This window comes from Haloferax massiliensis (assembly GCF_001368915.1).
Classification (GTDB): domain Archaea; phylum Halobacteriota; class Halobacteria; order Halobacteriales; family Haloferacaceae; genus Haloferax; species Haloferax massiliensis.
The window spans coordinates 1,509,526-1,536,179 of the sequence record NZ_CSTE01000002.1; the positions used below are offsets into that span (position 1 = coordinate 1,509,526).

The following is a 26,654-nucleotide window of genomic DNA, read 5'->3' on the forward strand; positions in this document are numbered from 1 at the left end:
CTGTATCACCTCTGAGAGAATCGATGAGTCTACTCACTGCAGTCGTCGTGTTCCTCGTCGGCTTCGTCTCGGGGGTTGTGGTTCGAACGGTTGCCGGACTCGCGGCCATCGTCGCGCTTCTGTTAGTCATCTTCGGTGTGGCCGCGCCAGATATCGGCCTCATCGACTATATTGTCACACAGTACTACCAGGGGAACGAACTCCTATTTCTCGCTGGTCTCCTGTTCGGGATCGACGCCAAACAGACTCGGCAAGTCGTTGTCGACCGCGGAACGAGTTCGAAGTGACCCAAGAGGACCCCGTCCCTGTGTTTACGTCACTGATATCCAACCGTTCGCGCACCTGTTCTGTCCGCGCCAGCAGTTGCGTGTACGCCGTCGTATCTCGCCCGGGGGGCCACGAAACTCCATCCAGTTCGTCGACGACGACAGCCGTCCGCAACAGTAACTGGACGAATTGCGCGGGGGCGACACCTTCGTCCGCGTAGAGGCGAAGCCACGCGTACAGTTCGAATGCCATCCGTTGTTCGGCGCTATCGACAGTCTGCTCCCTCTCGCAGTTTAGACACATTGTGAATCAACACAGGCCAGAACACGCGCCTGCACCTCTGCAGGCGCACCATGAAATACGAAAGCGCACACGAGTCGAACACAGACGTGACGGCTACCGACCAGTCACCGGGTGGGAGTGAACGGGGCCGCGGCGAGGACGAAGACGGCCGACTGTAGCACCGCAGGCCGAAGGCCGAGGCGCGCACGGAGGCCCTCGAATCGTCGCTGCGGGGGCGTTCAAAACGACTGTGCGTAGGTTACAAAAGGAATGAAAGCGCGATGAGCTAGGCACCGATTGCGTTCAGCAGTCGAGACAACCAGTAGTCAGTCACGCCAGTTGGTGCTGTTGGGTCCGTTCCAAGGTCAACCTCTTCGGCATCCTCATATCCATCTCCATCAGTATCGACTTGCAATGGGTTCGTGCCCGTATCGGAGACTTCTCGTGTGTCGACAAGCCCATCGCGGTCCGTATCTTCCTGTGTTGGGTCCGTGTTGTGAATTGTGACTTCCGCATGGTCCTCGAGGCCATCACCGTCAGTATCCACCGCCGTCGGGTCGGTACCGATATCATTCACTTCGTCCCCATCAGAGAGTCCATCCCCATCGGAGTCCATATTCGTCGGGTCGGTCCCGAGTGACACCTCACGCCCGTCAGTAAGCCCATCGGTGTCACTATCGGCCATCACAGGGTCACTCCCGTGTGACTGTTCGTCCCCATCAGAGAGTCCGTCTCCATCGGTGTCACTCATTGTTGGGTTCGTCGGTCCTGAAACCTCTGCACTATCAGTAAGCCCGTCACCATCAGAATCTGCAGACGTGGGATTTGTGCCGTGCGAATTCACTTCAGAACCATCTGAGAGCCCATCGCCATCGGAATCACTCATCGTCGGGTCCGTTGGGCCGCTTTGCTCCCGGTTGTCAGTGAGACCATCTCCGTCCGTATCTTCCGACCGCGGATCTGTGCCAAGCGACCGCTCATCGCTGTCAGTAATCCCATCGCCATCAGTATCTTGATACGTCGGCTCGGATTGCGTGCTTGACGACGATGAGTCGTCTTGCTCACGTGCGCCAGACTGCTGGTTCGTCGATTCTGACTGAGTTGCAGTATCCACACCCGGCTGGTCTTGGCTGCTGGGCTCGTACTTCACAGTATCGGACCACGAATCGATTTTGTCGTCTACCTCCGTCGTGAGAATGCCGGCATTCGGTGGTGGTGCATCGTCATCCCACAAGCTAATCTCGATGGCCAATTCACGTCGCGAAAACTGCTCATCCCACATGTCGTCTCTCGTAGGTAACTCAACGAGCACGTTGTCGTCGTTCATACCCACGTTCTTTCGACCGATTCGAGACCCCTCAATCGACATGAGAATAACTGGCTCCATCTGAGGGTCACTGATGATGCCTGTTTTGTCGTAACAACCCCAGCACTTGGTGTCGAGGAGGAGTTCAATAGTGAACGAAGAGTAATACCCGTCACCGTCACGGTCAACAGTATCATTGACATCCTCCCGCGCCTAAAGACGCGGGAATCCCGAGCGTTGGGATATTAAGATTCACAACCCACCTGTTCGCTCGGTGCGAAACGCCCCGAGGTTTGAGTGAACAGGTAGGCTACTGGCCGTGCCAAACGACCGTTACTCATATCCTCCGTCGGAGGATTCTGAGTTATCTTTCGTCGGATGTTCACCGCACCGTTCACGTCTGCATTCATCGTCGCACCACACGATTCACAGACGTACAAGCCACGTTCTACACGATTCGCATCACGCTTTCGCCCACAACACGAACAAGTCTTGCTTGTATCTCTCTCGCTCGTTCGGTCAACGAGGATACCGTGTTCTTCGGCCTTGTATTCGAGTAACGTGGTGAAGCGGTCGAACTCCCAGCCGTGGAGTTTCTTATTCCCGCCCCGCCCCCAATTCCGCGACTCGCCGTTCTCGTCCACTCGAATCTTGCTCAAGTCACCGACGGCGATACGACCGACCTCGTGGCCGATGCACTGCTCAACGATGTGCTTGGCGAGGGCGTGCAGGAAGTGGTCTTTCCGACGCGAGAGTTTCTGCCGGGCACGGAGTGCACGGCGTGACGGGCCGTTCTCACCTTCGGTGTCGTACTCGTCACGGGTGAAGTAGTGCTTGTCCTGTTTCAGTACGTTCCCCGGATACAACTCGGCGTCACCATCGTCGTAGGCGATAGTGAGGTAGTTACTGATACCGAGGTCGATTCCCGCCGTGTCGTCTCCGGGTGCTTCCTCAACAGGGATTTCGACTTTGCAAACAAGGTGAAGTTCCCAACGGTCGCCGTTCCACACGGCTCGAACCTGTTGGATATTCTCCACGGTCACGTCAGGTCGTGTTTCGTACCCTGCGAGGATGAAGTCTGAGCGGTGGTTCTTCAGGTTGAAACCCTTGCTCAGACGGAGTTGGTTGTGCTTGGAATCGTGCTTGATCCCGTTCTGCTTCCACGTCACGGTGGAACGCGGGTGCTTGTCGCCTCGCTTTCGGTAGCCGGGGGGATTCGCGTCTGTGTCACCGTTCTTGCGCTTTTTGAACCATCCGTTGAACGACTCAGCAAGTTCTTCTAGAACTCGCTGACTTGACTGAGAATGGAGGTCACTGTATCGTTCGTGGTCTTTTAATTCGCGCTTGAGGTCGGCTTCGGACGGAATCTCGCCGGTAGAATCCCATTCTTGTTGGATGTGGTAGCGGGCGACGTTCCACAGTTTCGAGGCTGAGTGCCCGCAGTTATCGAGGTCGTCACTTACCTGTTGGTGGTTGACGATTTTCGCTCGATATGTGCGGGTTGTTTTCAGCATCGGGCTGTGTTCATAAGTACTTATGAATATTATTGTATTAAACGTGGTGAATGTGGCGTGGAATATCCTGCCGTGCCACCGACCGGTTGATGGGTAGAATAGTGTCGGATTCATCCTGACCCTAAAGGGTCAGGTATTCTCCTTGATTTCGTATAATCCGCACGCGCTTGATGCCTGCAGATTCGTCTGCGTATACCGACCCGACAGGGACTAACAGCAATGAAATAACGACGAATAGTACGAGGGCTGACTGGCGCTGAAAGAACCGTTTACTAGTTGGCTTTGTGTGTGGCATGCTACCATGTATACTTGCTTGTGCGCAGTCGTTACGTCACGCGTCGGGTGTTCCGTCATGCTCTGCGAACTGATATAAGAAGTATACTCATGAATGGCAGATGATAAATATTATTCAGCAGATGTTCCGGGTTTTCGTCTGTTCAACCTCGGAGATGGCTGGCGATATTCGCCGACGTGTTGGAATCATTGACATTCTGTCTTCAGACATGATTTGTCAATTTATATATCATATCCAGACAAATATGTTAACCCAACGAGGAGACACCATGGTATCCATTGATGCTGACACTATCGAGATTTTGAACCGTCGTTCCGCACTCCTTGACTGTCTCTTGCAGGGGCCGAGAGATAAACATACACTTGTTGACGAATTAGACGTCTCCCGGTCCACGATTGACAGAGGGGTACGTGAGTTAGAATCTGCTGGAATTGTGGCGTATGAAGACGGAATGTATGTTCTCACCCCCGTTGGGGAATTTCTTGGCCAGGTGTTTGTCGAATTTCAGGAGACAATTGAGACGATAACACGGCTTGCGCCGTTTTTACAGTTGGTCGACCCTGACTGGTTCGATATCGATCTCAAGAATCTACGGGGTGCACGAATCTGGGTTGCTGAGGCAAACAATTCATTCGGGCCACTAGACAGTCATATTGAGACGGTTCAGGCGGCGCATCGATACCGGGGTCTATTGCCCTCCGTTGGTCGAGAATCGATGGAAGTCAAATACCGAAGTATCCTCGAAAACAAGTCTGAACATGAGGTGATTGTCGACCGTACTGTTGCTCAGTTGCTCCAGTCAGACTCGTTGGGTGAGCTCTTCGAAGACATGATTGCAACAGGCCGAGTGTCCGTCTACGTCTGTGACGACCCACTCCCACAGTATCTCGGATTGTTTGACCAGACCGTGATGCAGGTCGGGAGTTGTGGTAACAATGGCATCCCTTATGCGCTGCTTGAGACAGATGACGATGATTCGTTTGCGTGGGCAGAACGCAAATATGGATTATACAAGACCAACGCGACACTATTAGCTGGGCCATCGTAGTTGAAGGCAGCAATTTTCAGTGATCTGCCTGCGAAATAGGGTGCGACACTACGCAATAGAACGGACAGTGGTCATATTATCACAACTACACATAGCGCAGGAATTATGTCGAACCATCGTGACCGATGATCACTATGCAGTCCACATCCGCGCGGTCGTTCGTTCGGCTGCGGCCAACAACAGATTCCTTCGACTTCGCGACGGTCACCGCACATTCACGAGGCTCATAATCAGGTGCGATTCTACACCCGTGGTGACGAGGTAAAACCGGGATACACGCGCTACACCCCCAGTTTCCAGGGATGTACATGGACGGCCTGCTTCCGCAAGGGTGTACTCGGGTATGACCGGCGTCGGGGTGTAGCGAACCGGTGTCGAGACCACTCAGTTCACCCTCTCCGGCACCCCGGTGTTGCTCGGATACCTCATTTCGACCACGCTCGGGACGTGTGTGGCTTCGATACCAGTTCCGTTCGCTGGTGCTCACACTCGTCTGGGTGCTACTGTTCACGATTGGTGAGTTTCCTTTATCCCGGATACAATCCATCGTACGGGGGGTGTATCGCCTGTTTTCGAGAGTAGTTATTCGGACCTGTTGCGTCGCGTTCACCCGACTGACTCGTCGCGACATCTCCTTGTGTATCACTCGCAACAACCCCGTTCTCCCCGTGTTCGCTCGCCAGCACACGTCTCTCACGCGTTGCTCCACTCGAACTGGTGGCCGGCAATTGCCGACTTTGTGTGGTGGAGTGCAATAGCTGGATTTGTTGGGTCGACACGTTGGGGGGAGAAGTATTGTTGCGGGCGTCTGCAAGGGTGTACTCCGGTCGAAAGAGAGGTCGGCTCAACGTCCACGGCTTCGTCCAACTATTGATGCTCTCGACGGACGGGTCATCCGTCATCAACGCCGGCGCGACCGAGACGACGGAGGCACCGCCGCTGGACGACGTCGTCGAGACGACCGAGGACGCGGTCGAACTTGCGACCGCGGGCGTCGCGGGTCGGTACGACTGGGCAGAGAGAGACGCCGCAGTCGCCGACTTTCGCTCTCGGCTCGACCCCGCTCTGGCGAACGTCGAACGCGCGCGGCCCGGCGGCGTCGCGCTGACGACGAACGACTCGGCGGCCGGGACCTGGGCGTTCAGGAACTGCCCCAACGGTCCGTACCGGGAGTTCGGAACCTGCGTCGCCGACGGCGGCGTCGTCGTGCAAGAGCGCGCGGGCGAGACGGCCGTCGTCGCCGTCCTCGTGGACGTGCGCATCGCCACGCCGCGGTCGCGGACGGACCTGACGGTCGCCGTGCGTCCGAACTGAGGGCCGGGGCGGGCGTCGCGCGGCCGGAGAAACGGCCGGTCCGTCGGGGACTCTCGTTAACGACAACGATCAGACTAAACCCACGAATTACCTTCGAGAGATACGTTCCGGCGATTCGTACAGCGGAGAGAGACTGTAGGAGCGAACCACCCCATAGGATGGCTAAATCAGCGATTCGTGTAGATATTAGCAGTGATGAGTCATCGCCAAACTACGAGAACACTTGCGACCGAGTAATACGCGAAGTTAGCCATTTCGACCGTGTGTAGTGGGAACATTCCGTTTTCGAACCGTTAATCGGGCCAATTCCGCGATACGGAACTATCCATTTTCTAGTATATCTGCGATTATTATCTATCGGGTTCTCGGGGCACCGTCTAGTTAAGGGGTGAACAGTGGGAGAGCTGTCTTCCCACGTTCTCAGACGTTGTCTTCCGCGTCTGCCAAGAGCCTGTATTTGATATAGTTATCCAGCTCTGACTGGATGGGGCGAGAGATACCTGTCGTCACCCGTTCAAACGTCCGCCCGCTCACGAGCGTTACCAGAAAATTCGCGACTAACTCCGGATCCATCTCCCTGAAATCGCCAGATTCGATACCGTCCTGCAGTATCTCCCGTATCGTTTCGCGGAAAATGTCTTGAGACTGATTGAAGCACTCTTGGAACGCTTCGTCTTGTGCGGCCCGCATTCGCAACTCCGTCAGTACCGTTTCGTAATCTCGGATTTGTTGCTCGTCGGGCTCGGGGATAACTTGGTCAAAGAGGCTCCGAAGTCTGGTTTCCGGGTCTCCATCGTCAGAGACGGGCATCCCGACCTGTCTAAATCGAGAAAGTAAGTAGTTGAGAAGGTCCAAAAGAACGTCGTCTTTTCCATCGTAATGGTAGAAGACCAACCCCTCTGACTTGGAAAAGTGCTGACTGATTCGGTCGATCGTCAGATTGGCATATCCGTGCTCGGCAAGGGCGTCAAACGTCGCTTTCAATATCTCCGTCTTGGTATCGTCAGGCTCGTCGACAAAAAGAGGGGCCCGTTTGTCCATGCTGTCGAGTTGCCCCTCCACCTAATTAGCGGTTACCCTCTTCGAATGATGGTCGCTGAAGACTATCTATCTGCCATCTACGCGGGGTCTCCGCGTCAGAGTCACGCACGCTGTTGACCTGAACCGACACATTAATCTCCCCGCCACGGATTTGACTAAGTACTCAATAAGGGTCAGAATGATACAGGATACACTTCGTAGCTCGCGGCCGCTGGCCATCGCGCTCACCGCCGTTCTCGTCGTGGGGTTCATCGCTGGTGCGGTCCCCACTGTTGCGACCGCTCAGACATCACAGTCCGGAGACATCGTTGGGAACCCGGATATCACGTTTGCAACTTCGTCTGGGACGCTTTCAGCTGGCACGACTGACGAGCTCACAATCTCGGTTGTCAACCGCGGACTGATTATCGAACACGGTCCATCGCAGTACGAAGAGGAGGTGATGACTGCGAGGGGATTGACGTTCGAAGTAGACGACGAAGACGCACCAATCAACGTCCAAACCGGACAGGTTTCTATCGGGAACTTCCCGACTGGAAGCACGGAGAAGACAGTCTCGGTCACGGTTCCGGAAGACGCCGAGCCGGGGACCTATCAGATTCCCGTCACCTACGAGTACTCGTACACCCGCCAACTTCGGTACGGTCCCAGCGGAACCACCGAAGGAACCGATTCCACGCGAACGCAGACCGGCTCGATAACGATTCAGATCAAGGACGACGCTCGGTTCGAGGTCATCGAGACAAACGCGACGGCCCAAGTCGGCGACGATAACGATATCTCGGTCACGCTTAGGAACACCGGCTCGGAAGTTGCGAAAGCCGCGAGTGTGAACGCAGAGTCAAAGAGTAGCTCCCTGACGTTCGAGTCCGGCGACACGTCCTCGACGGCGTCCGTCGGCGACTGGGAGCCGGGCGAAAACCGGACGGTCACGTACAGTGCCGCGCTAGAGTCCAACTCGGCAGTGCGCGCATACGCGGTGGATCTGGTGGTCAATTACGACGACACCGACGGCATTAGTCGTACGTCCGACCCGATCACGACCACTGTCGAATCGCTCCCCGCACAGTCGTTCGCCTTCTCGGACGTGTCCTCGTCGCTCCGAGTGGGCGAAGACGGAGAGATCGTCGGCACAGTCGAGAACACCGGCCCCAACACGGTACGAAGCGTGACGATTCGGCCGGTGGACAATCCGGCATCCGTCGTCCCGAGCGAGGATTCCACCGCCGTCGGGTCGCTCGCTCCGGGCGAATCCAAGTCCTTCCGACTCCCGATGGAAGTTACGAGTGAGGCAGAGGTCGGCGACAAATTACTCAACGTCGAGGTTCGGTATCGTGACGGCGACGGAGATCGGCGGACCTACGACAAACTCGACCTCCTGGCGACTATCGGCCCGGACCGAGACGAATTCGGACTCGCGGTTTCCGACCGGACGATCACCGTGGGTAAATCGCGGGTCGTCACCGTCGAAGTGACGAACAACCTCAACGAGACGGTCACCGACGTCGAAGCGCGGCTGTTCGCCGACGACCCCCTCAGCGCCGGGGCCTCGGACACGAGTTATATCGAGACCTTAGAGCCCGGTGAGTCCACGACGCTGGCGTTCGAAGTGACTGCGGCGTCCGCTGCAACGGCGGGAAGCACGTATCCGATTTCGTTCGACTTCCGGTATACGGACAGCGACGGCAGCACCCATCTCACCGACACGTTCAGAAAGCCGCTGGACGCTGTCAAACCGCAGAACAGCGGCGTGTCGCCCATCACGCTCATCGTAGGATTGGGGGTGGTTGTCGCAGGCGGTGTCGCAGTCGTCTACTGGAGGCGTAAGTAATGCCACTGGCTGAGAGGATTGAAACGGCGACAGAACGACTCAACACGACAATCGTGGACCGCCCGCGCGTAGTTGTCATCGCCTTTTTGCTGCTCACGGGCGTGTTCATCGGCGGGTTAGGGTCTGTACAGATGAGCGCGGGCGGGCTTGACGCGTTCACGGATGACTTACCCGAACAGGCGACCCTCGAAGAGGTCGAGCAGAACTTCGAGGAGCCGTTCCAGACGGATGCCCAGACGACGACGCAACTCATTCGGACGAACAGCAACGTCCTGACGAAGGAGGCACTCGTCCGTGACGCTCGCCTGCTCGAACGCGTTGCCGAACGCGACGAGTTCCGGATGGAATCGGCTCGTGGCCCGGCTCCAATCATTGCGCAGCATCTCAACCCGTCGGCGACGACGCCGGCAGAACATCGGCGAACGCTCGAACGTGCGACTCCGTCCGAAATCAGACAGGCAGTTCGAGAACTCCGAGATGGACCCCGATTTGCCGGAGTAGTGTCGAACGATTTCAATCCGACCAGCGTCTCCGCGTCTGCGTCAATTACGACGATTTCGCATGACTTCCCCGGGAGCTTCGGTGATGACGACCTGACTGCCGTCCAGACGGACCTTCAAGCGGTCGCTGACGATACGCCGGGCGACGTTCGTGCGTTCGGGTCAGGGACGACCGAAACAGAGATCTCGCAGTCTGTGCAGGACTCGCTCCTGATTGTGATGCCCGTCGTGATTCTACTGTTACTGTTCTTCTTGGTGGTCGCATACCGTGACCCGATAGACGTCCTGTTGGGACTGGTCGCGCTCGTGATGACGATCATCTGGACGTTTGGGTTCCTCGGGTATTCGGGGATTCCGTTCAGCCAGCAGATGATTTCGGTCCCGGTGTTACTGCTTGCGGTCGGCGTCGACTTCGGGATCCACATCATCAACCGCTACCGAGAGGAGACGGAACGCGGGTTCGAAGCGGTCGAAGCGATGCGAGAAGCGAACGCCCAGCTCCTGATCGCGTTCGTCATCGTCACCGTGACTGCGGTGTTCGGATTCGGTGCAAACGTCATCTCTGACCTGACGCCGATTCGGAATTTGGGCATCGCGTCAGCGGTCGGTATCCTGTTTACGTTCTTCATCTTCGGGCTGTTTCTACCCGCAGCCAAGTTGGTGTGCGATAACGTGCGCACGCGTCTCGGCGTCCCGGAGTTCAACTCGTCCCCGATAGCGTCCGAGGACTCAGCCCTCGGACGGGTGTTAGCGTTCCCCGCACGGGTGAGCCAGCACGCACCGACGGTAATCGTCTTGGGACTAGTCCTGTCAAGTGTCGCCATGGGCGCGTACGGGGCCGGCGTCGGCACCTCGTTCGAAAACGAGGACTTCCTCCCGCCCGAGGAGCTCCCGGCCTACGTCACGGGCTTGCCTGAACCGTTCGCGCCAGGCGAGTACACGATCACGTCAACGATCAACTTGCTCGATGATAAGTTCGGGAGCAGTCAGGGGAGTACCGTGAAAATATATGCCGAAGGAAACTTCAAGGAAGATCACGCGCTCGAAACCCTCGTAGCTCCGAACGACAACCCCCCGGAGTCGTTCGCAGTTGGACCCGGTGGGCAAGCACAGGCACAGAGCATCGTGACCGTCATTCAATCCCACGCGGATCAAGACGAAGAGTTCGCCGCCTTAGTCGCTCGGAACGACCAGAACGATAACGGGATACCCGACCAGAATCTCGAACGAATTTACGACGAACTGTTCGCATCCTCGGCGAGCGGGCGGGCCGAACAGTACCTCACTGAAGACTACCGGTCCGGGCTGGTCGAATATCAGACCGACTCCGATGCCTCACAGACAGCGGTGACGACCGGTGGGGACGAGTTGGCAGACACGTTCCAGTTTAAAGCGACGTCCACGGGAGATATCGTCGTCCGTGCGGCGGTGATGGACCGCATCTTCCAGTCGGCGATTCAGGGACTCGTCCTCGCAGTCGTGCTGACCGCCGCATTCCTCGTGGCGATATACGGAATCCTGGAGCGCAAACCGCTCCTCGGCGTGGTTAACGTCTTCCCGATACTGATCGCCATCGCGTTCTTGCTCGGGACGATGCGGTATCTGGACATCACGCTGAACGCGCTGACCGCGACGATTCTCTCCATCTCGGTCGGGGTCGGTATCGCCTATTCGGTACACACGACCCATCGCTTCATCGACGAGTACGACGCGACGACGGGCGCGCACGAAGCGATGATGATCACGCTGACCGGAACGGGAGGCGCGCTGTTCGGCAGTATGCTGACGACCGCGCTGGGGACCGGCGCGCTCGCGCTCGCCATCACCCCGATTCTCGGCAACTTCGGCGTCCTAATCGGCCTGAGTGTCACCTATTCGTTCCTGGCGGCGGTGATCGCACTCCCGCCCGCAGTGTTGCTCTGGGAACGAACACAGCAATGGGATCTCGACCTGTTGGCGCGTCTCCGTCCAGCGATGTAAAGCGGACGAACGACGGTCACAATTTCGCGCCGCTGGTGGCGTGGTCGAGCGTCGGCGCGCTCGTCGGAGTCCCACTGTGGTTATGAAAGATTCGAGGCTAAAACCCCGTCCTTCAGGGCGGGGGGATGTCAATGAGAAACCTAACACGTTTCGCCCGCTGGCACTGTCTAGTTGTGACCTTCGACCGGTGTTCTTCCGTCGAGCGATTGATGCGGTCGTTGGACACACAGTATTGAATATATAAGACAAGAACACCGCAGGCGACCGCGCGACTGACCACCGAGGTATCACAGAAGCGTTCGACTCGGATTTAGCGGGTGTGAAACCACGTTCCGGCGAGGTTTCGCTCAACGTCGTCAAGCCGACCGCTCAATCCTAATCGAGAGATCACAGTCGGATAACCGTAGCCGTCAACGGAGAGTACAGCGCCTTAGAGGCCGTATTTCTCAGAGAACCGATGGAGAAACGCTGCAGTCGGATCAGCACTAGTTCGTCCGAACGATTCGACGTCAAAAATCGGGGTTGTCCCGATTTTTATTGTGTTAAATGAACAATACCACTCGCCACTGATTTTGACAGCGGCCTCGTCGACCGCAATCCGTTTCGGTTTCGTCTCAGGCGGGTTGTGACCACTAACAGCCAGCCGACATGTGAACTTCCAGACGACTTGGTGAGAGCGTTGAACGCCAAGTATCCGGAGAGTCTCTGTTGTTCTTTAAGCGGACAGTTAGTCGTCCGGAGCCGGGCGTCGAACGCCCTAACGGGCGCACGAGAGCTTTGCGCTCGTGAACGTCCGAAAGACGCAGTGCGTCTTTCGAGCCCACAAACCCGCTCTGCGAGTCTGGGACGTCCCCAGAAATCTTTGATTTCTGGTGGGCAAACGAGACGCTGCGCGTCTCGTCGCGTCGCCGTCAACTCACGCGCTCGGTTTCTTCAGAACCTGCCGCAAAGCGCTGGCTGAGCGGGTCTGCGGACTTCATCCCGAATTATCTCAACGACCGGCCCGTTTCTCAAACTGACTTAACCAGACAGTGCCGGCTCTCGAATCGCCGCTAGCTGTGCGTCTCCGCGGCGGCCCGTCGGGCGCGTCGCCAACCGACTCGAAACGGCTCAGTACGACAGCGTCCACTGGCGGTCGATGAGCCAGTCGTCCAACTTCCCGAGCGGGTCCTCCTCGACGTGCGTGCCGTGGCTCACGAGGACCGTCTCGATGTCGTAGTCGAACAGTTTGACGAGGTTTCGCTCGGCTTCCTCGTGGCTCAGGTCGTTGAACTGCGCCGCCGGCGGGACGAGGTACCCCGGCGGGAGGCCGCGGCGGTCCGACCCCTCGACCACGTCGCCGGCGATGAACACGCCGTCGTCCTCCAAGAGCAGGCCGCTGTTTGCGACCGTGTGCCCCGGGACCTGCACGATTCGAATCCCGCCGTCGAGCGCGTCGTCGTGGCGGAAGTGGCGGTCGGCCTCGACGTCGAGCGCGTCGTAGAATCCCTTCGCGCCGCCGGGGACGAGCAGTTCGGGGTCGAACGCGTCCAGCACGGCGGGGGTCCCGCCGAAGTGTCCCTCGTCGCCGTGGGTGACGACGAGTCGGTCGACGCCGCCGAACTCCGAGTCCAGCGCGGACACCAACTCCTCGGCGTCGTCGGGGAACGCCGCGTCGACCAGCGTGGTCGTGCCGGTCGGCCGGTCTTCGATGACGAACACGCGGACGTGGTCGAACTGTATCGTGTACACTCCGTCTGCGACTGCTGTCACGGTCATGTGCGGTCGACGCTACGACGAGCGGCGTTAAAAAGGGAAACGCGCGTTCTCAGCCGCGTGTAACGGGCGTCCGACAGTCGGCACCGAGCGGCGGCCGGTCGGCGAATCGCCCCGGAGCGACGCTACTCCTCGTCGGCGAGCGTCGAAACGACCGGACACGGCGCGTTCAGGAGAATCGACTGGGCGACGCTCCCGAACAGCATCTTTCCGGTGCGCGAGCGGCGTCGCGGGCTCACCACGATGTAGCTCGCGTCCTGGGCTTCGGCGTACTCGATGACTTCGTCGGCCGGGCTGCCGACCAGCCCCACCGTCTCGGACGGGACGTCCAGCCCCGATACCGAGTCTTCGGCCATCTCGGCGGCGGCCGACCGAATCTGTTCCATGTCCTTCGGCGCTTCGGCCTGCGCGCTCGTCAGCCCGAGGTCGACGAACTCCGAGCGGGTCAGCGCGTGGACGACGTGGACCGGTTCGTCGAACGCCGCCGCCAGCGATGCGGCTTCCGCGACAACGTGTGATGACCGACCTGAACGGTCGACCGCTGCAACAACGACCATACCCGTGTGTACCACGGTGGGATATAATATCGTTTCGCCGAATCCCACTCGAAGCGACCGCCGAGCGCCGCGTCGACGCGATTCGCCGTTTCGACGGCCGTCCCCCCCGCCAACACGCGGCGTCGACCGTCGGACGGGCACACCTTTCAATGATGTCGTAATTCGACCGAAATCGCCCCATTTTCGTTACATCTCTATGCCTGTAATTTCGCATCCCACTAGTAGAAAATTATCACTGTATTTCAACATCCTCGGAACACAGCCGCTCAGTTCGAGTGGCCCGCTCCGGTATCGACTCCGAGCGCTCGCGTTGCTAGCCGTCGAAGCGCCGTGAGCGTCGATAACGCCGGGCAGTCGGTTCCCAACTCGGGTGAGAACTACGAGAGGAAACCAGACGGCGGACCGAACGCGGCGTGAGAAAAGCGGCGGGGACGGAAGCGGCGTTACGCGTTAGCGCGAATCGAGCGCACGGCGGGCAGCGCAATCGCGCCCAGACCGAGCAGGATGATGACGAGGGCGATGGGGCTCGTGAGGAAGATGGTCGGCGAGCCGCCCGAGAGGACGAGTGACCGACGGAGATTCTCCTCCGCGATGGGTGCGAGGATGAGCCCGAGCACCATCGGGGCCAGCGGGTAGCCACGGAGCCGCATCGCGTAGCCCAACACGCCCGCGCCGAGCATAATCCACGCGTCGAACACGTTGCCGCGGAGGGCGATGGCTCCGATGACACACAGCACGAGGATGACGGGCCAGATGTGGGACTTCGGGATGTTGATGAGCCGCGCCCAGTAGTTCGCGCCGAGCATGCCGAAGATGAGGATGAACACGTAGATGAGGAGGAACCCGACGAAGATAGTGTACAGCAGGACCGGCTCCTCTTGGTACAGGCCCGGACCGGGGTTCACGTCGTGGACCAACAGCGCGCCGATGAGGATGGCGGAGACGGAGTCGCCCGGGATGCCGAGCGTCAGCGTCGGAATCAGCGCGCCGCCGGTGCTCGCGTTGTTCCCGGACTCGGCGGCCGCGACGCCGCGGATGTTCCCCTCGCCGAACGACGGGACGCTGTCTTTGAGCCAGCGGGTGGCCTCGTTGTACGTGATGAACGCCGCGATGTCGCCGCCCGCACCGGGAATCGCGCCGATGAACGAGCCGAGAATGCCCGACCCGACGCTGACCGGCGCGATGGACCGCAGGTCGGAAAGCGAGGGGAACACGCCGGTTATCTCCTGGTCGACGCGGTCGTTCCCGCTGTTGATGCCTTGGGAGTACTTGCGGAGCCCCTCGGCGATGCCGAACAGGCCGATCATGACCGCGATGAACTCGACGCCGGTGAGCAGTTCGGGGACGTCGAACGTGAAGCGGTGGAAGCCGGTCACGGGGTCGATACCGACCGTCGCGACGAGCATCCCGAGCAGCCCCGAGACCATGCCCTTCGTGAGCGAGTCGCCGCTCACGCTGGCGATGATGGTCAGTCCGAAGAAGGCGAGCGCGAAGAACTCCGGGGACCGGAACCGGAGGGCGGCGTCGGCGATGACCGGCGAGAAGAACATCAGCGCGAAGACGCTGATGACGCCGCCGACGAACGACGCGATGGTGCTCACGCGAATCGCACGACCCGCCTCGCCCTTCTGGGAGAGCGGGTGGCCGTCGAAGATGGTCGCCGCCGCGGACGGGGTGCCCGGCGTGCGGATGAGAATCGCCGGAATCGACCCCGCGTAGACCGCGCCGCCGTAGATGCCCAACAGGAGAATCATCCCCTGACTCGGCTCCATCGTGAAGGTGAACGACAGCAGGACCGCGATGGTCATCGTCGCGGTCATCCCCGGAATCGAGCCCATGAGGATGCCGAGGAGTATCCCGCCGACCATGAGCAGGAGGACGAACGGGTCGGCGAGGTTGACGAGCGCCTGGGTGATGTATTCGACGACCATCAGAAGGTCACCACCAGCGGAAGCTGCGGCAGCAGCCGTGACACCGGGATAACCCCTTCAGGCAGGCGCACGAGGAAAATCCGGGCGAAGATGTAGAACAGCGCGATCGGGAATCCAATCGATAGCGCCGCACCCAGCAGTTTCGACCGGATGTTCGAGTAGTAGAGGACGACCGGCATGAACAGCATGGTCGACACGAGGAACCCCAAAACCGGCATCAACAGGACGTATCCGACGAGGAACGCCGCGACGGCGGCCGCCGGCCTGAAGTCGAACTCCGAGATTTCGAGTTCCGTCTCGGAACCGGTCAGTACGTCGATACCCGCGAACAAGATGATGCCGACCGACACCGCTATCGGGAAGAACGACGGCCCGACGCCGTCCCCCGACGGGAACCGGCTCGCGAAGAAAATGACGACGACCGAAAACAGGATGAAGAAGACTGACAGCGGACTTGAACGAACGCTCTCCAAGCCGATTCTATCAAGGGCGGCCCCGACTTTCTGAATCACCATTATTTGTTCTGCCTCGTGGTATGATACCAAGCAATCGTGTGTAATAAACATATTGGTCTTTCCGCGCCCGTTCGGCGCTGAAAGTCACGATTTCGACACGAACGACGAGCTGTGGTCGAAGTGACCATCCCGTTACGCTCGGGACCGGCTCCCACCGACGGAAAGCCGCCAACGGACGGGTCGCGGCCGCCGGCCGGAACAGTCACGAATCAGATACGTTCGTCGACGGCGACGCCGCGTTTCGCGTCCATCGATAGAATTAACCAGCGCTGCGAACTACTGTTCCACCGGAATGAGTGTTAGCAGCGTCACCGAGGGTATCGACCAGATTCAGTTCGAACACGTCCGGGTCCTCGTCCTGAAGGACACGCCGGCGGGGAAGACGACGCTCGTCGACACGGGCTTCGACGAGGACGGCGACGAGTTAGTCGAGGTTCTGGAGCGGGAGTACGGCGGCGTCGACCGCGTCATCATCACCCACGGCGACCACGGCCACCACGGCGGCCTCCCGTCGGTGATGGAGGCGTTCGACCCCGAACTCGTCGCGTCGGCCAACGAGTCGAAGCTCCACGAGGCCATCGACTACGAACCGGACGTGACGTTCACCGACGGCGACGTGCTCGACGGGAACATCCGCGTCATCGAGGTGCCGGGCCACACGAAGGCGACGTCGGCGCTCCTGCTCGAAGACCGCGGCATCCTCATCTCCGGGGACGCCCTCGACGGGGCCGACCGCGCGGGCCTCCCCGCGGGGTATCTCCTCCCGCCGCCGGCGCTGTTCAACGACGACCACGAGGCCGCCGAAATCAACCTCTACGACCTCCTGCAGTACGACTTCGAGACGCTTCTCGTCTTCCACGGCTCGCACGTCTTCGAGGACCCCAAGGGCAAACTCGACGACTTCCTCGTCGAGCGCGAGTGGGACCCCCGGCCGGAGTGACCACGCCCCGTCGAACCGAGCGACGCCGGCGGCGTCACCCACCTCGATAGCCCACCAACGGCATGCTTTTCCGACGACCGACCGCGGAGCGGCCGCGCTGAATCCGGACCGGCGGAGAGTCAGGCGAGCGGTGGAGGAACTGCGGCCGCGATGCTCCGGCTGTGAAACGAGCCGTGGCTGAGAGTCGAACTGTCGCAGAAAGTCGAACCGTCGCTGAGGGTGACTGCGAGCGAGACGAAAGCGGTCGCGTCAGTCCCGAAGGACCGAAACGTCGAACACCGGCTTGCAGGTCTCGCCGGAGAGGAACGCCTCGAAGGCGTCTTCGGACTCGGTGAGCCGGAACCGGTCGTCGAGGAACGTGGCGTGGTCCACGTCGCCCGAGCCGATGAGTCGGAACGCCCGCTCGAAGTCCTCGAAGGTCGCGCCGTAGGTACACTGGAGGTCGACCTCCGCGCGGACGAGCGGCGTGTACTCCATCGTGGTCTCGCCGGTCTGACCGACGAGGACGATCTGGCCGCCCTTGCGGACCTGCTCGACCGCCATCGGCAGTCCCGACGGGTGGCCGGTCGTGTCGAACACCACGTCGAAGCCGACGCCGCCGGTCAGGTCGCGCTGGGTGGCGGTCAGGCCGTCTTCTTCGATGTTGACCGCGGGGTAGCCGAGCTCCTCCGCGAGCGGCAGTCGGTAGTTCGTGTCCCGACCCACGCCCGCGACGACGACTTCCGCGCCCTGCGAGGCAGCCACCTGCGCGCAGAGCAATCCGATGGGCCCCGGGCCGGCGACGAGCACTCGGTCGCCGGCCTTGACGCGAGAGTTCCGGATGACCGCGCGCGTGCAGATCGCCGTCGGCTCGACGAGCGCCGCGTGTCTCGGTTCGACGTTCGACGGGACCGTCTGGAGCGCCGACTCGGGGACGGCGATGTAGCCGGCGTACGCCCCGTCGAGGTCGATGCCGGTCAGTACCGCGTCCTGACAGATGCTCTCCTCGCCGAGTTGGCACTGGAAACACTCGCCGCAGCCGCGAATCGGCCGCTCGACCACGCGCTCACCGACGGAAAACCGGGTGGCGTCGTCGCCGCGTTCGACCACGCGGCCGGTGTACTCGTGGCCGATGATGGTCGGCATCTCCATCCGCTCGAAGGCGGACTTGAACTTGTAGATTCCCGCGTCGCTCCCGCAGAGCCCGGCGTAGTCGACCTCGATGAGGACCTCGTTCGACGCCGGCTCGGGCGTCTCGACGTCGACGAGTTCCATAGCTCCGGGCTCTCGGCTCGTTTTGGCTAACCCGCGCATACATCTCCTTGAAAACCGCCGGGGTATAAATCTACGTTCTTGGGGGAGAAGCTTGCGGGGTCGGTCGACGGGGACCCGCGGCTCGCGGAGTCTGCTCGCGCGCCGTCGAGCGCGACTCTCTATGCAGACCCAGCGCTCGCGGCGGCGCGAACCGTCCGACCGCACGCGATATCGACCGCCGCGCCATATTCGGAGCGACCACAATGCTTATTGTATGGATTGTTCAAACATTCGGGTACAATGGGAGACGACACCATTAGCAATCGGAGTGGACGCAGCGCGCTGAACAGACGGAACTTCATCAAGGCCGCCGGCGTCGGTGGGGTTGCGCTCTCGGCCGGCTGTCTCGGCAGCCTCTCGGGAGAGCAAGAGTGGCCCTCCCGCCCGGTCGAGATTATCTCGCCGTGGTCCGCCGGGGGCGGGGCCGACCGAACGAGCCGCGCGGTCGCCGACGCGGCCGAGAACCACACCGAAGTCTCGTGGAACGTCAGCAACCAGACCGGCGGCTCCGGCTCGGTCGGGATGAACGCGGCGGCCAACGCCGACCCCGACGGCCACACCATCGGCTGTACGGCCCCCGAAATCGCGCTGTTCGAGCACCTCGGAATCGCCGACCTCAGCCCCGACGACATCACGCCCATCATGCAGTACACCGAGTTCCCCGCGGCGCTCGTCGTCAGCGAGGACGCCGAGTTCTCCACGCTCGACGAGTGGATTACCTACGGGCAGGACAACACCCTGCAGATGGCGAACTCCGGGTTCGGCTCGTCGTGGCACATGGCGGCCGCCGGCATCGCCAGCGAGGCGGGCGTCAACGTCGAGCACATCTCCTACGAGGGAGCCGCCCCGGCCATGACGGCCGTCGTGAACGGCGAGGTCGACTGTACCGCGGTCGGCGCGGCCGAGGTCGCCCCGCAGGTCCAAGACGGCGGGCTGTCCGCCCTCGGCGTGGCGTTCGACCAGCAGGTCGAGGCGCTGCCGAACACGCCGACGCTCGCTGACCAGGGCCTCGACATCTCCATCGGTTCGTGGCTCGCGCACTTCGCGCCCGCCGGCATCGACGACGAGCTGAAACAACAGCTCGCCGACGTGTACAGCGCCGTCTACGAGGACGACTCGTTCGTGGAGTTCATGGAGAACAACAACTTCATCCGCGTCGAACGCGACCCCGACGAGCTCCAGGACTTCCTCGACCAGCAGTACGAGTTCTACGGCAACCTCGTCGACGAACTCGGCATCGAAAAGCAGTAACGCCGCAGTCGAATTCCGAGCCCCGCGACTGACCGACTCACCACGCGACACGTACCTGCGCCCTTCTCCCTTTCGCCGGCTCTCACGTCACCGCGAGCGACGGCAGTCCGGCCCGAAGCGCGCCCGCGAGGCGCGACGCGGACCGCAAGCGTTCGACCGACCGATAGTTTAACGTGAATCGTCCGCATCGGGTCGGGTATGCACACGATAGAGCCCGACGTAGAGCGACCGGACCGCGAACTCGTCGAGGCGTTCGAGGAGATTCCGAGCACCATCGTCTCCGACGTGACCGGCAACATCGGACTGACCATGGACGCCGGCCTTCGCCCCGCCTACGACGGCGTCGAGATGGCCGGGACCGCGGTCACGGTGAAGGCCGCGCCCGGCGACAACCTCATCATCCACAAGGCGATTACGCTGACCGAGCCGGGCGACGTGCTCATCATCGACTGCGACGGCTACACCGACACCGGCCACGTCGGCGAACTGATGTGCACCTCGTGTCAGGCCAACGGCCTCGCCGGACTGGTCATCGACGGCGCGTACCGCGACAGCCGGGAAATCGCCGAGATGGAGTTCCCGGTGTACGGCCGCGGCGTCAACCCGCAGGGACCGCTCAAGCAGGACCCCGGCTCCATCAACGTCACCGTCTCCGTCGGCGGCGTCAGCGTCGACCCCGGCGACATCGTCATCGGCGACGACGACGGGCTGGCGGTCATCCCCCGCGAGGGGGCCGACGAGGTCCTCGAACGCGCCCACGAGAAGCTCAGCGCCGAGGACTCCGTCCGCGAGGAAGTCCTTGAGGGCGAGTATCTCTACGAACTCAACGGCTACGACGAACTGTTCGAGAACCTGACCATCGTCGGTCCCGAGGACTCGATTCAGTAACGCCACCGAAGACGCGGCGGACAGCGACTGCGAACGCTCCGAACAGTCCGCCCACCGACAGTCATGCCATCCGCGCGGCCCGCGTTTTTTCCCGAGAACCCGACCGACGACGAGCGACGCCTCGGCACGTGACGCCGGTGGCCGAAGCGTTCGCCACCTCGAAATCCAACATCGTTGAAACGAATCGGTGCTATTAGGGACGCGGTGGCCCATGGTCGGGACATGACGAACTCCACCGGGTCGGGCTCGCGGCGGATACAGAGCGTCGAGCAGGCGTTCGACATCATCAGATACCTCCGCGAGGTCGACGGCGCGACGCTGTCGGAGACCGCCGAGGACATGGAGATGCCGGTCAGCACGGCGCACATCCACCTGGCGACGCTCGTCGACACCGACTACGTCGCCAAGGTCGGAAGCGAGTACCGCTGTAGCCTCCGGTTTCTTGAGATGGGCGGGGCGATGCGCGACGGGATGGCGCTGTACCGGGTCGCCAAGCCGGAGCTCGACGAACTGAAAGAACAGACCGGCGAGCACACCAACGTCACGGTCGAGCAAAACGGGTTCGCCGTCCAGCTCTACAAGGCCCAGAGCCCGGAGTCCATCGACGACGACGCGCCGCTCGGCGACCACCTCTATCTCCACTCGACGGCGACGGGGAAGGCGATGCTCGCGGAGCGCTCGCGGGACGAGGTCGACCGCATCGTCGACCGCCGCGGCCTCCCGGCCCTGACCGACGACACCATCACCGACCGCGAGGCGCTCCACGAGGAACTCGAAGCGATTCGCGACCGAGGCTACTCCATCAATCGCGGGGAACACTACCCCGGTGTCTGCGCCGTCGGGACCGCCATCGTCTCCGAACCGGACGACGCCGTCGGTGCGATAAGCATCAGCGGCCCGATGAGCCGCATCGAGGACGGCCGCATCGAAGAGGAACTCGGGCCGGCGCTCCTGAACAAGAAGAACATCATCGAGCTGAAAATCAAGCAGTACTGAGCGAGGTATCTCACCGCCGCCGGGCGTGGCCGTCGCTCGCGGTGACGGTTTTTCGTCGTCTCACTCGGGCGGGCTGTCCCACTCGGAGCCGTCGTCGGCCGGTTCGTAGTCGAGGACCGCCTTCGCGTGGTCGATATCGAACCAGCGGGCCTTGTTGCCGCTCACGGCGTAGAACGTGTCGTAGGTGACCGACTCGTCTTCGAGACAGCATTCGAGCAGGTGCGCGAAGTCCCGCTGGGAAGTCCACGTCGCCTTGAGCCGCTTGACCATCTCCTCGTACTCGGGACTCCCGCGCTCCCACGACCCCGTCTGCGACTGGTCCCACACCTCGCCCTCCTCGACTTTGTGCTCGTCGCCGCGGTCGACGCCGCGCTCCGCGTCGCCGTAGGGGTGGTCGTACCGCTCGGTCCGGACGCTGGAGATGCGAATCGAGTAGACCTGACTCGGCGCGCCGTCGCGGCGGGCGTGCGTCCGACAGATGTGCTCGCCGAACACCTTCGAGGCCCCGTAGTAGCCGTCGGGCTTCGGGAGCGTCTCGTGGGTGAGTCGGAGCGGGTCGTACTCGCTGGGGTAGTCCTCCTCGTAGAGGTCGGGCGCGAGGTCCTCCTCGTACAGCCCCATCACGCGCTGGGAGGAGGCGTAGATGAGCTTCTCGACGCCGGCGTCCTCCATCGCCTTGAGGACGTTGTACGTCCCCATGATGTTCGGCTCGACGATGTCCTCGAAGGCCGCGCCCGCGTCGGACTGCGCGGCGAGGTGGATGACGGCGTCCTGCCCGTCGAACGCCGGGCGGATGGCCTCGTAATCCGCGATGTCGGCGACGAACGTCTCGTACTCCGGATGTTCGGTCCGGTCGAGATACGTGAACTCGTACTCGTCGCGTTCTGCGAGGTGGTTGAGAATCGCTTCGCCCGCCTCACCGAACGGACCCGTGACTAGGACTTGCTGCGTAACCATCGATACTGAGGGATACGGAACTCCCCGATTTAAATCTTGGTGGCGGCGGTAAGTTCGTCTCGGTCGGAAACCCGCCGCCACAGACGCCTCTCGTTTCGACATCGTTGAAACGAATTTGGCCTGTAAGACCATGATGATTACAGAATTAATGTTGTAATTGTAGTCGGGGGAGCGGCGTCGACGACGGGGATTCCGTGACTCTCGTACCGTTCCAACAGTATCGAAACGCGGACGTGCGTGACTGAGCGTCGGGTTTCGGGGGACTGACAGATGACGCCGAGGAGCGCTCGGCGGGGAACTGTTTTATGCGAGTGTTCGGTATCGAGTTCCATGGCAGCGGACGCATACGCGTTGGCCGGAGTGACCGAGACGCTGACCGAAGCGGCGGCCGCGGAGGGCATCGCGGACTACGTCGAGTTCCGGATGGACGGGGCGACCCGCCCGCTCGACGCGCTCGACGACTACGACGGGACGCTCCCGCTCATCGTCTCGAACCGGCCGGAGTGGGCCGGCGGCACCGCCGGCGAGTCCGACCGACTGGAGACCCTCGCGGCCGCCGCCGCGTTCGACGCCGTCGAGATGGTCGACGTGGAGCTGCGGACGATCCGCGAGTGCGAGTGGCTTCGGGACGAACTGCGCGAGCATGACGTCGAACTAATCGTCTCCCACTACGACCGACAGAGGACTCCTCAGAAATCGGAGTTATCGACGATAATATCAGAATGTAGTGACTACGGCGACGTGGCGAAGCTCGTCGTCGCCGCCGAGGAGAAGTCGGACTCGCTCGCGCTGTTACAGTCGTTCAACGCCGCCTCCGAGCGGGGGGTGCGAGTCACCGGCTACGCGCTGGGAGATATCGGCCGCCACACCCGCGTTATCGGGGTTTTCTACGGCGCGTCTATCGCCTATGCGCCCATCGTGAGTGACGAGCGCGCTCAGGACGACATCGACCTCGGAACGCTGTCGAACCTCCTCGAATGGGTCGCTTCGGCGAGGTGAGCCCTGAAGAAACACGCGTGGCGCATCGACGCGACAGTTCGCGCCGAGCCGGCGAGTGCGTCCGAGGACCGCCCGCGACCGTCGACAGCGAGAAGCGTCTCGGTTCGGGAGCGTCGTGCTCGATAATCCGCCAATTATATCAGATGTAGTATATTCAATGAGAACAGTCATATTCGGCTCAAACAGAGCCGTTTTGGCCCGAGCGAACGCCGTTCGAACCGAGGGTCCCGGACGACCGGACGGCCGGCCGCTCACGGAGGCATCGCGTCGCCGACGGACGCCGACTGCCGGTGCCCGTTCGCCCCGTCGAAGAACAGATGGCCGACTCTGACTCCCGAATATCGACGATTTCTCGGCTACATTCAAGTTGGGACTGATAACTGTTCGGCTCAAACTCGACATCATCGATGAACGTTCCTGAAAATCCGCCGAAAACGGCGTCTCTCACCGTCTACGAGGAGGTGAGAACTCTTGCGTCGACAGCTAACATTTATAGGCGGCGGGGTGATAGGCGTTCACATGAAACTCGACGAGTCTGCACTGGCGGCGACAACAAACGACCTCACACGAGAGGTGGACGCGCGAGGGGTGGCAGACCTCATCGAATTCCGAATGGACCAAGCGGACGACCCGCTCGAACAACTCGCCGCGTACGACGGCGAACTCCCGATAATCGCGACCAATCGCGCTCGCTGGTTCGGGGGAAAGGCGAGCGACACCGGCCGGCTGGACGACCTGTTTTCCGCATCTCGGTACGACGCCGTGGAGTTCGTCGACATCGAACTCGAAACCGTCCGCGCCAAGGAGTGGCTGGCCCACGAGTTCCGCGAGAACGACGTGCAGCTCATCATCTCGCATCACGACTTCGAGGAGACGCCCGACCGCGACGTGCTCGACGCCATCATCGAGCAGTGCGCGGAGTTCGGTGACGTCGCCAAGGTGGCCGTCTTCCCCCAGAATCAAGGTGACACGCTCACGCTCTTGGAGGCCGTCAACGACGCGACCAACCGCGGCATCGACGTCGCCGGCATCTCGATGGGCGAAATCGGGAGCCACACGCGCGTCATCGGCCACCTCTACGGGTCGAAGCTCGGATACGCGCCCCTCCTCGCGGACGACAATGACTACGCGCCGGGGCAGATTCCGCTCGAAAAGCTCGCCTCGCTCATCGAACTCACGAAAAACGAGCGCGTCGACGGACAGGTCATCGACACCATCCGGAGCGAGGTGTCGGTGCCGAAGGAACTGACGCTCTCGGACTGACGCCGGCGACCCTGCGGCCGCCCGCCGTCAGCAGACTCGTTTCATCTCTTCTCGCCGCGGACTCGACCGCCGGCGTCAGTCGGCAAGCCGCTCGACGTCCGTCAGCACCGCGCTCGCCGTCTCGGGACCGCCGGCACCTTGGCCGGTGATACCCAGTCGACCGCAGTAGTCGGCTTCGATTTGGACGGCGTTTTCCGTTCCCGACGGGGCGACCGCCCCGTGCTCGGGCACTAACCGCGGGCCGACGCGAACCGCGCCGTCCGCGACTTCGACGATGAGTCGAATCGTCTGGCCGTCCTCGGCGGCGAGGTCGAGCATACTGCCCGAAAGCTCCTGAATCCCCTCGACTTCGGCGTCGTCGAGCGCGTACTCCGTCTCGCCGTCCGAGAGGACATTGGCGACGATGACGCCCTTGAGCGCCGTGTCCGTGCCGTCGACGTCGAAGGTCGGGTCGGCCTCGGCGACGCCGAGGTCCTGTGCCTCCGCGAGCACGTGTTCGTAGTCGAGTCCCTCGGCGGCCATCCGCGAGAGGACGAAGTTCGCCGTCCCGTTCAGCACGCCATAGACAGCCGACACGCGCGACGGGCCCACGTCCTCGATAGTCGAGAGGATGGGAAGCGCGCCGCCGACGGTCGCGCCGAAGCGGACGGTCCCTTCGCTCTCGGCTTCGAGCGCGCGCACGTCGGCGTAGCGCTCGGCGACCGGACCTTTGTTCGCCAAGACGACGTGGCGGTCGTCGCCCAGCGCGCGCTCGACGTGCGAGAAGCCGGGTTCGGCGTCGCCGAGCGTCGTCGGCGTCGCCTCCACCAACACGTCGTAGTCGGCGTCGAACACCGACTCGGGGTCCGCGTCGCCGACCACGCCGTCTTCCCGCTTCTTCGCGAGCACCGCGTCGGCGTCGATGCCGTCGGCGTCGACGACGGCGCTCTCGGAGTCCGCGAACGCGGTCACGACGTGGCCGTGCTCGGCGGCCAGTTCGACGACGGCGCTGCCGACCGCGCCGGCACCGAGGACGCAGAGCCTCACGCGCGACCCCCCACCGTCAGCGGCTCGACGAGCTGGAGGTCCTTCTCGTCGGCGATGTCGCGCATCGCCGAGAGGACGTCTTCGGTGGACCCCGATTCGGCGGCCAGTTGCAGGCGGGCGCTGGAGACGTCGATGGAGCCCGCGGGCGCGGACAGCGAGATGTCGGTGACCGTCGCGTTCCGGGTCGCCTCTATCTGCGTCAGCGTGTCCGAGAGGTCCGTCTCGATGAGGTGACCCGAGAGGATGATGGTCAGGCGCTCGCTGTAGCGCTCGGTTCCGGCCTGAATGACGTTGATGCCGGCCTCGCTCAGCCCCTCGACGATGTTGTCGAAGCGGTCGGGCGTCGCCTCGATGTCGACTTCCACCGGGATGTAGCCGCGCGGGGTGACGTTGCCGCGCTCGTGGAAAATCGAGAGGAGGTTCCCCCCGTGTTCGGCGATGGGTTGCAACGAGCGCAGGAGTTCGCCGGGCTCGTCGACGAGTTCGAGTCGGAGCGTGTACGCCTGAACGTCGTTGCGGACCTCACTCATCCGCACAACACCGTACTACCGTGTCGTTCATTGTCGGAAATCGAGCGAGCACACCCATATACGTATTGCGTTCGAACGGGTCGGTCGCCGACCGCGACCGTCGGCCCGTCTGCTGTGAGAGAGTCATCACTGAGGGTTCGCCGTACGTGCGTCGGCCCGAAATGTACTCAGGTTCGCTACAAAGATTACCGCACCCGGATACCGTGCGCGAATCGAGTTGTGCTCGCTTTACACACAAGCACTATCGAGGGCAACACCCCCGACTCGGGTGTGTGTTCGAACATCGTGCAAATACCGCCGTATTAATCCAGAATTGGTTTATTTACGTCTGTTTGGGGAATTTTCTATCGTATTATTCATTTTCCACTCGCTGAG

Annotated in this window: 22 protein-coding genes and 1 pseudogene; 11 read left to right on the forward strand and 12 right to left on the reverse strand. The window is 61.5% G+C overall.

Translation table 11 applies throughout. The features are described 5' to 3' along the window. Window positions 1-23: 23 nt before the first annotated feature. Complete coding sequence (locus BN996_RS11785) at window positions 24-287, forward strand: hypothetical protein (RefSeq protein WP_089779234.1); 264 nt, start codon at window positions 24-26, stop codon at window positions 285-287. 548 nt (window positions 288-835) lie between these two features. Here the strand turns inward: BN996_RS11785 and BN996_RS11795 are convergent. Continuing rightward, window positions 836-1,876 (reverse strand): hypothetical protein, encoded by a 1,041-nt coding sequence (locus BN996_RS11795; protein WP_139043120.1) that lies wholly within the window; start codon window positions 1,874-1,876, stop codon window positions 836-838. Between the two features lie 224 nt (window positions 1,877-2,100). Continuing rightward, window positions 2,101-3,369: an RNA-guided endonuclease InsQ/TnpB family protein gene (locus tag BN996_RS11800; RefSeq protein WP_089779239.1), complete on the reverse strand. Its 1,269-nt coding sequence runs from the start codon at window positions 3,367-3,369 to the stop codon at window positions 2,101-2,103. A gap of 395 nt (window positions 3,370-3,764) precedes the next feature. Between BN996_RS11800 and BN996_RS11805 the strand changes: the two genes are divergently transcribed. After that, window positions 3,765-4,712, forward strand: a complete 948-nt coding sequence (locus BN996_RS11805) for a helix-turn-helix transcriptional regulator (protein ID WP_089779240.1) — start codon at window positions 3,765-3,767, stop codon at window positions 4,710-4,712. Between the two features lie 873 nt (window positions 4,713-5,585). Next, on the forward strand, window positions 5,586-6,026 hold the full coding sequence (locus BN996_RS11810; protein ID WP_226908740.1) for a DUF7261 family protein: 441 nt from the start codon (window positions 5,586-5,588) through the stop codon (window positions 6,024-6,026). A 420-nt stretch (window positions 6,027-6,446) separates the two neighbouring features. Here BN996_RS11810 and BN996_RS11815 read toward each other — a convergent pair whose 3' ends face one another. Continuing rightward, on the reverse strand, window positions 6,447-7,088 hold the full coding sequence (locus BN996_RS11815) for a TetR/AcrR family transcriptional regulator (RefSeq protein ID WP_226908741.1): 642 nt from the start codon (window positions 7,086-7,088) through the stop codon (window positions 6,447-6,449). Window positions 7,089-7,509: 421 nt separating this feature from the next. Here BN996_RS11815 and BN996_RS11820 point away from each other — a divergent pair, with 421 nt between their 5' ends. Both BN996_RS11820 and BN996_RS11825 read left to right on the forward strand, forming a co-directional pair. Then, a complete protein-coding gene (locus BN996_RS11820; protein WP_089779246.1) occupies window positions 7,510-8,898 on the forward strand; it encodes a COG1361 S-layer family protein in 1,389 nt (462 codons plus the stop codon). Beyond that, window positions 8,898-11,378, forward strand: coding sequence for an efflux RND transporter permease subunit (locus BN996_RS11825; RefSeq protein ID WP_089779248.1), 2,481 nt, complete (start codon window positions 8,898-8,900; stop codon window positions 11,376-11,378). The genes BN996_RS11820 and BN996_RS11825 overlap by 1 nt, the downstream gene beginning before the upstream one ends. A gap of 167 nt (window positions 11,379-11,545) precedes the next feature. Here the strand turns inward: BN996_RS11825 and BN996_RS20835 are convergent. The 5 genes and pseudogenes from BN996_RS20835 to BN996_RS11845 form a co-directional block, all read right to left on the reverse strand. Then, window positions 11,546-12,158, reverse strand: a pseudogene (locus BN996_RS20835) (IS6 family transposase); the annotation flags it as partial. Between the two features lie 330 nt (window positions 12,159-12,488). Further along, window positions 12,489-13,136 carry an MBL fold metallo-hydrolase gene (locus BN996_RS11830; RefSeq protein ID WP_042662955.1) on the reverse strand — a complete coding sequence of 216 codons (648 nt, stop codon included), beginning with the start codon at window positions 13,134-13,136 and terminating at the stop codon, window positions 12,489-12,491. Between the two features lie 122 nt (window positions 13,137-13,258). Beyond that, window positions 13,259-13,690, reverse strand: coding sequence for a universal stress protein (locus BN996_RS11835; protein WP_089779250.1), 432 nt, complete (start codon window positions 13,688-13,690; stop codon window positions 13,259-13,261). 443 nt (window positions 13,691-14,133) lie between these two features. Continuing rightward, window positions 14,134-15,621 (reverse strand): tripartite tricarboxylate transporter permease, encoded by a 1,488-nt coding sequence (locus tag BN996_RS11840; RefSeq protein WP_042662953.1) that lies wholly within the window; start codon window positions 15,619-15,621, stop codon window positions 14,134-14,136. Next, window positions 15,621-16,136 (reverse strand): tripartite tricarboxylate transporter TctB family protein, encoded by a 516-nt coding sequence (locus BN996_RS11845; protein WP_089779933.1) that lies wholly within the window; start codon window positions 16,134-16,136, stop codon window positions 15,621-15,623. Before BN996_RS11845 ends, BN996_RS11840 begins: the two co-directional genes overlap by 1 nt. 292 nt (window positions 16,137-16,428) lie before the next feature. Between BN996_RS11845 and BN996_RS11850 the strand changes: the two genes are divergently transcribed. Then, window positions 16,429-17,076, forward strand: coding sequence for an MBL fold metallo-hydrolase (locus BN996_RS11850; protein ID WP_089779251.1), 648 nt, complete (start codon window positions 16,429-16,431; stop codon window positions 17,074-17,076). Between the two features lie 249 nt (window positions 17,077-17,325). Here the strand turns inward: BN996_RS11850 and BN996_RS11855 are convergent, their stop codons facing one another. After that, window positions 17,326-18,369, reverse strand: coding sequence for a zinc-dependent alcohol dehydrogenase (locus tag BN996_RS11855; RefSeq protein ID WP_089779253.1), 1,044 nt, complete (start codon window positions 18,367-18,369; stop codon window positions 17,326-17,328). A gap of 240 nt (window positions 18,370-18,609) precedes the next feature. Between BN996_RS11855 and BN996_RS11860 the strand changes: the two genes are divergently transcribed. From BN996_RS11860 to BN996_RS11870, 3 genes are all read left to right on the forward strand, one after another. Next, on the forward strand, window positions 18,610-19,620 hold the full coding sequence (locus tag BN996_RS11860) for a Bug family tripartite tricarboxylate transporter substrate binding protein (protein WP_089779255.1): 1,011 nt from the start codon (window positions 18,610-18,612) through the stop codon (window positions 19,618-19,620). 198 nt (window positions 19,621-19,818) lie between these two features. After that, a complete protein-coding gene (locus tag BN996_RS11865) occupies window positions 19,819-20,508 on the forward strand; it encodes a 4-carboxy-4-hydroxy-2-oxoadipate aldolase/oxaloacetate decarboxylase (RefSeq protein WP_089779258.1) in 690 nt (229 codons plus the stop codon). 222 nt (window positions 20,509-20,730) lie between these two features. Then, window positions 20,731-21,504: an IclR family transcriptional regulator gene (locus BN996_RS11870; protein WP_089779260.1), complete on the forward strand. Its 774-nt coding sequence runs from the start codon at window positions 20,731-20,733 to the stop codon at window positions 21,502-21,504. 60 nt (window positions 21,505-21,564) lie between these two features. On the opposite strand, the gene BN996_RS11875 is transcribed toward BN996_RS11870, so the two are convergent. Then, window positions 21,565-22,461 (reverse strand): NAD-dependent epimerase/dehydratase family protein, encoded by an 897-nt coding sequence (locus BN996_RS11875; RefSeq protein WP_042662942.1) that lies wholly within the window; start codon window positions 22,459-22,461, stop codon window positions 21,565-21,567. Window positions 22,462-22,791: 330 nt separating this feature from the next. On the opposite strand from BN996_RS11875, the gene BN996_RS11880 reads away from it, so the two are divergent. Together BN996_RS11880 and BN996_RS11885 are read left to right on the forward strand one after the other, a co-directional pair. After that, window positions 22,792-23,460, forward strand: a complete 669-nt coding sequence (locus tag BN996_RS11880; protein ID WP_089779262.1) for a type I 3-dehydroquinate dehydratase — start codon at window positions 22,792-22,794, stop codon at window positions 23,458-23,460. A gap of 588 nt (window positions 23,461-24,048) precedes the next feature. Continuing rightward, window positions 24,049-24,723, forward strand: a complete 675-nt coding sequence (locus BN996_RS11885) for a type I 3-dehydroquinate dehydratase (protein ID WP_082256324.1) — start codon at window positions 24,049-24,051, stop codon at window positions 24,721-24,723. Window positions 24,724-24,798: 75 nt separating this feature from the next. Here the strand turns inward: BN996_RS11885 and BN996_RS11890 are convergent, their stop codons facing one another. Both BN996_RS11890 and BN996_RS11895 read right to left on the reverse strand, forming a co-directional pair. Continuing rightward, window positions 24,799-25,749, reverse strand: a complete 951-nt coding sequence (locus BN996_RS11890) for a homoserine dehydrogenase (protein WP_089779264.1) — start codon at window positions 25,747-25,749, stop codon at window positions 24,799-24,801. After that, window positions 25,746-26,279, reverse strand: a complete 534-nt coding sequence (locus BN996_RS11895) for a hypothetical protein (protein WP_004970351.1) — start codon at window positions 26,277-26,279, stop codon at window positions 25,746-25,748. The genes BN996_RS11890 and BN996_RS11895 overlap by 4 nt, the downstream gene beginning before the upstream one ends. Window positions 26,280-26,654: the final 375 nt, after the last annotated feature.

Coding starts and splice junctions, on each gene's coding strand:
- BN996_RS11865 (WP_089779258.1), top strand. CDS start 19,819: ATGCACACGATAGAGCCCGACGTAGAGCGACCGGACCGCGAACTCGTC.
- BN996_RS11875 (WP_042662942.1), bottom strand. CDS start 22,461: ATGGTTACGCAGCAAGTCCTAGTCACGGGTCCGTTCGGTGAGGCGGGC.
- BN996_RS11835 (WP_089779250.1), bottom strand. CDS start 13,690: ATGGTCGTTGTTGCAGCGGTCGACCGTTCAGGTCGGTCATCACACGTT.
- BN996_RS11820 (WP_089779246.1), top strand. CDS start 7,510: ATGACTGCGAGGGGATTGACGTTCGAAGTAGACGACGAAGACGCACCA.
- BN996_RS11880 (WP_089779262.1), top strand. CDS start 22,792: ATGGCAGCGGACGCATACGCGTTGGCCGGAGTGACCGAGACGCTGACC.
- BN996_RS11840 (WP_042662953.1), bottom strand. CDS start 15,621: ATGGTCGTCGAATACATCACCCAGGCGCTCGTCAACCTCGCCGACCCG.
- BN996_RS11870 (WP_089779260.1), top strand. CDS start 20,731: ATGACGAACTCCACCGGGTCGGGCTCGCGGCGGATACAGAGCGTCGAG.
- BN996_RS11825 (WP_089779248.1), top strand. CDS start 8,898: ATGCCACTGGCTGAGAGGATTGAAACGGCGACAGAACGACTCAACACG.
- BN996_RS11855 (WP_089779253.1), bottom strand. CDS start 18,369: ATGCGCGGGTTAGCCAAAACGAGCCGAGAGCCCGGAGCTATGGAACTC.
- BN996_RS11845 (WP_089779933.1), bottom strand. CDS start 16,136: ATGGTGATTCAGAAAGTCGGGGCCGCCCTTGATAGAATCGGCTTGGAG.
- BN996_RS11810 (WP_226908740.1), top strand. CDS start 5,586: ATGCTCTCGACGGACGGGTCATCCGTCATCAACGCCGGCGCGACCGAG.
- BN996_RS11860 (WP_089779255.1), top strand. CDS start 18,610: ATGGGAGACGACACCATTAGCAATCGGAGTGGACGCAGCGCGCTGAAC.
- BN996_RS11800 (WP_089779239.1), bottom strand. CDS start 3,369: ATGCTGAAAACAACCCGCACATATCGAGCGAAAATCGTCAACCACCAA.
- BN996_RS11805 (WP_089779240.1), top strand. CDS start 3,765: ATGATAAATATTATTCAGCAGATGTTCCGGGTTTTCGTCTGTTCAACC.
- BN996_RS11895 (WP_004970351.1), bottom strand. CDS start 26,279: ATGAGTGAGGTCCGCAACGACGTTCAGGCGTACACGCTCCGACTCGAA.
- BN996_RS11795 (WP_139043120.1), bottom strand. CDS start 1,876: ATGAACGACGACAACGTGCTCGTTGAGTTACCTACGAGAGACGACATG.
- BN996_RS11830 (WP_042662955.1), bottom strand. CDS start 13,136: ATGACCGTGACAGCAGTCGCAGACGGAGTGTACACGATACAGTTCGAC.
- BN996_RS11785 (WP_089779234.1), top strand. CDS start 24: ATGAGTCTACTCACTGCAGTCGTCGTGTTCCTCGTCGGCTTCGTCTCG.
- BN996_RS11850 (WP_089779251.1), top strand. CDS start 16,429: ATGAGTGTTAGCAGCGTCACCGAGGGTATCGACCAGATTCAGTTCGAA.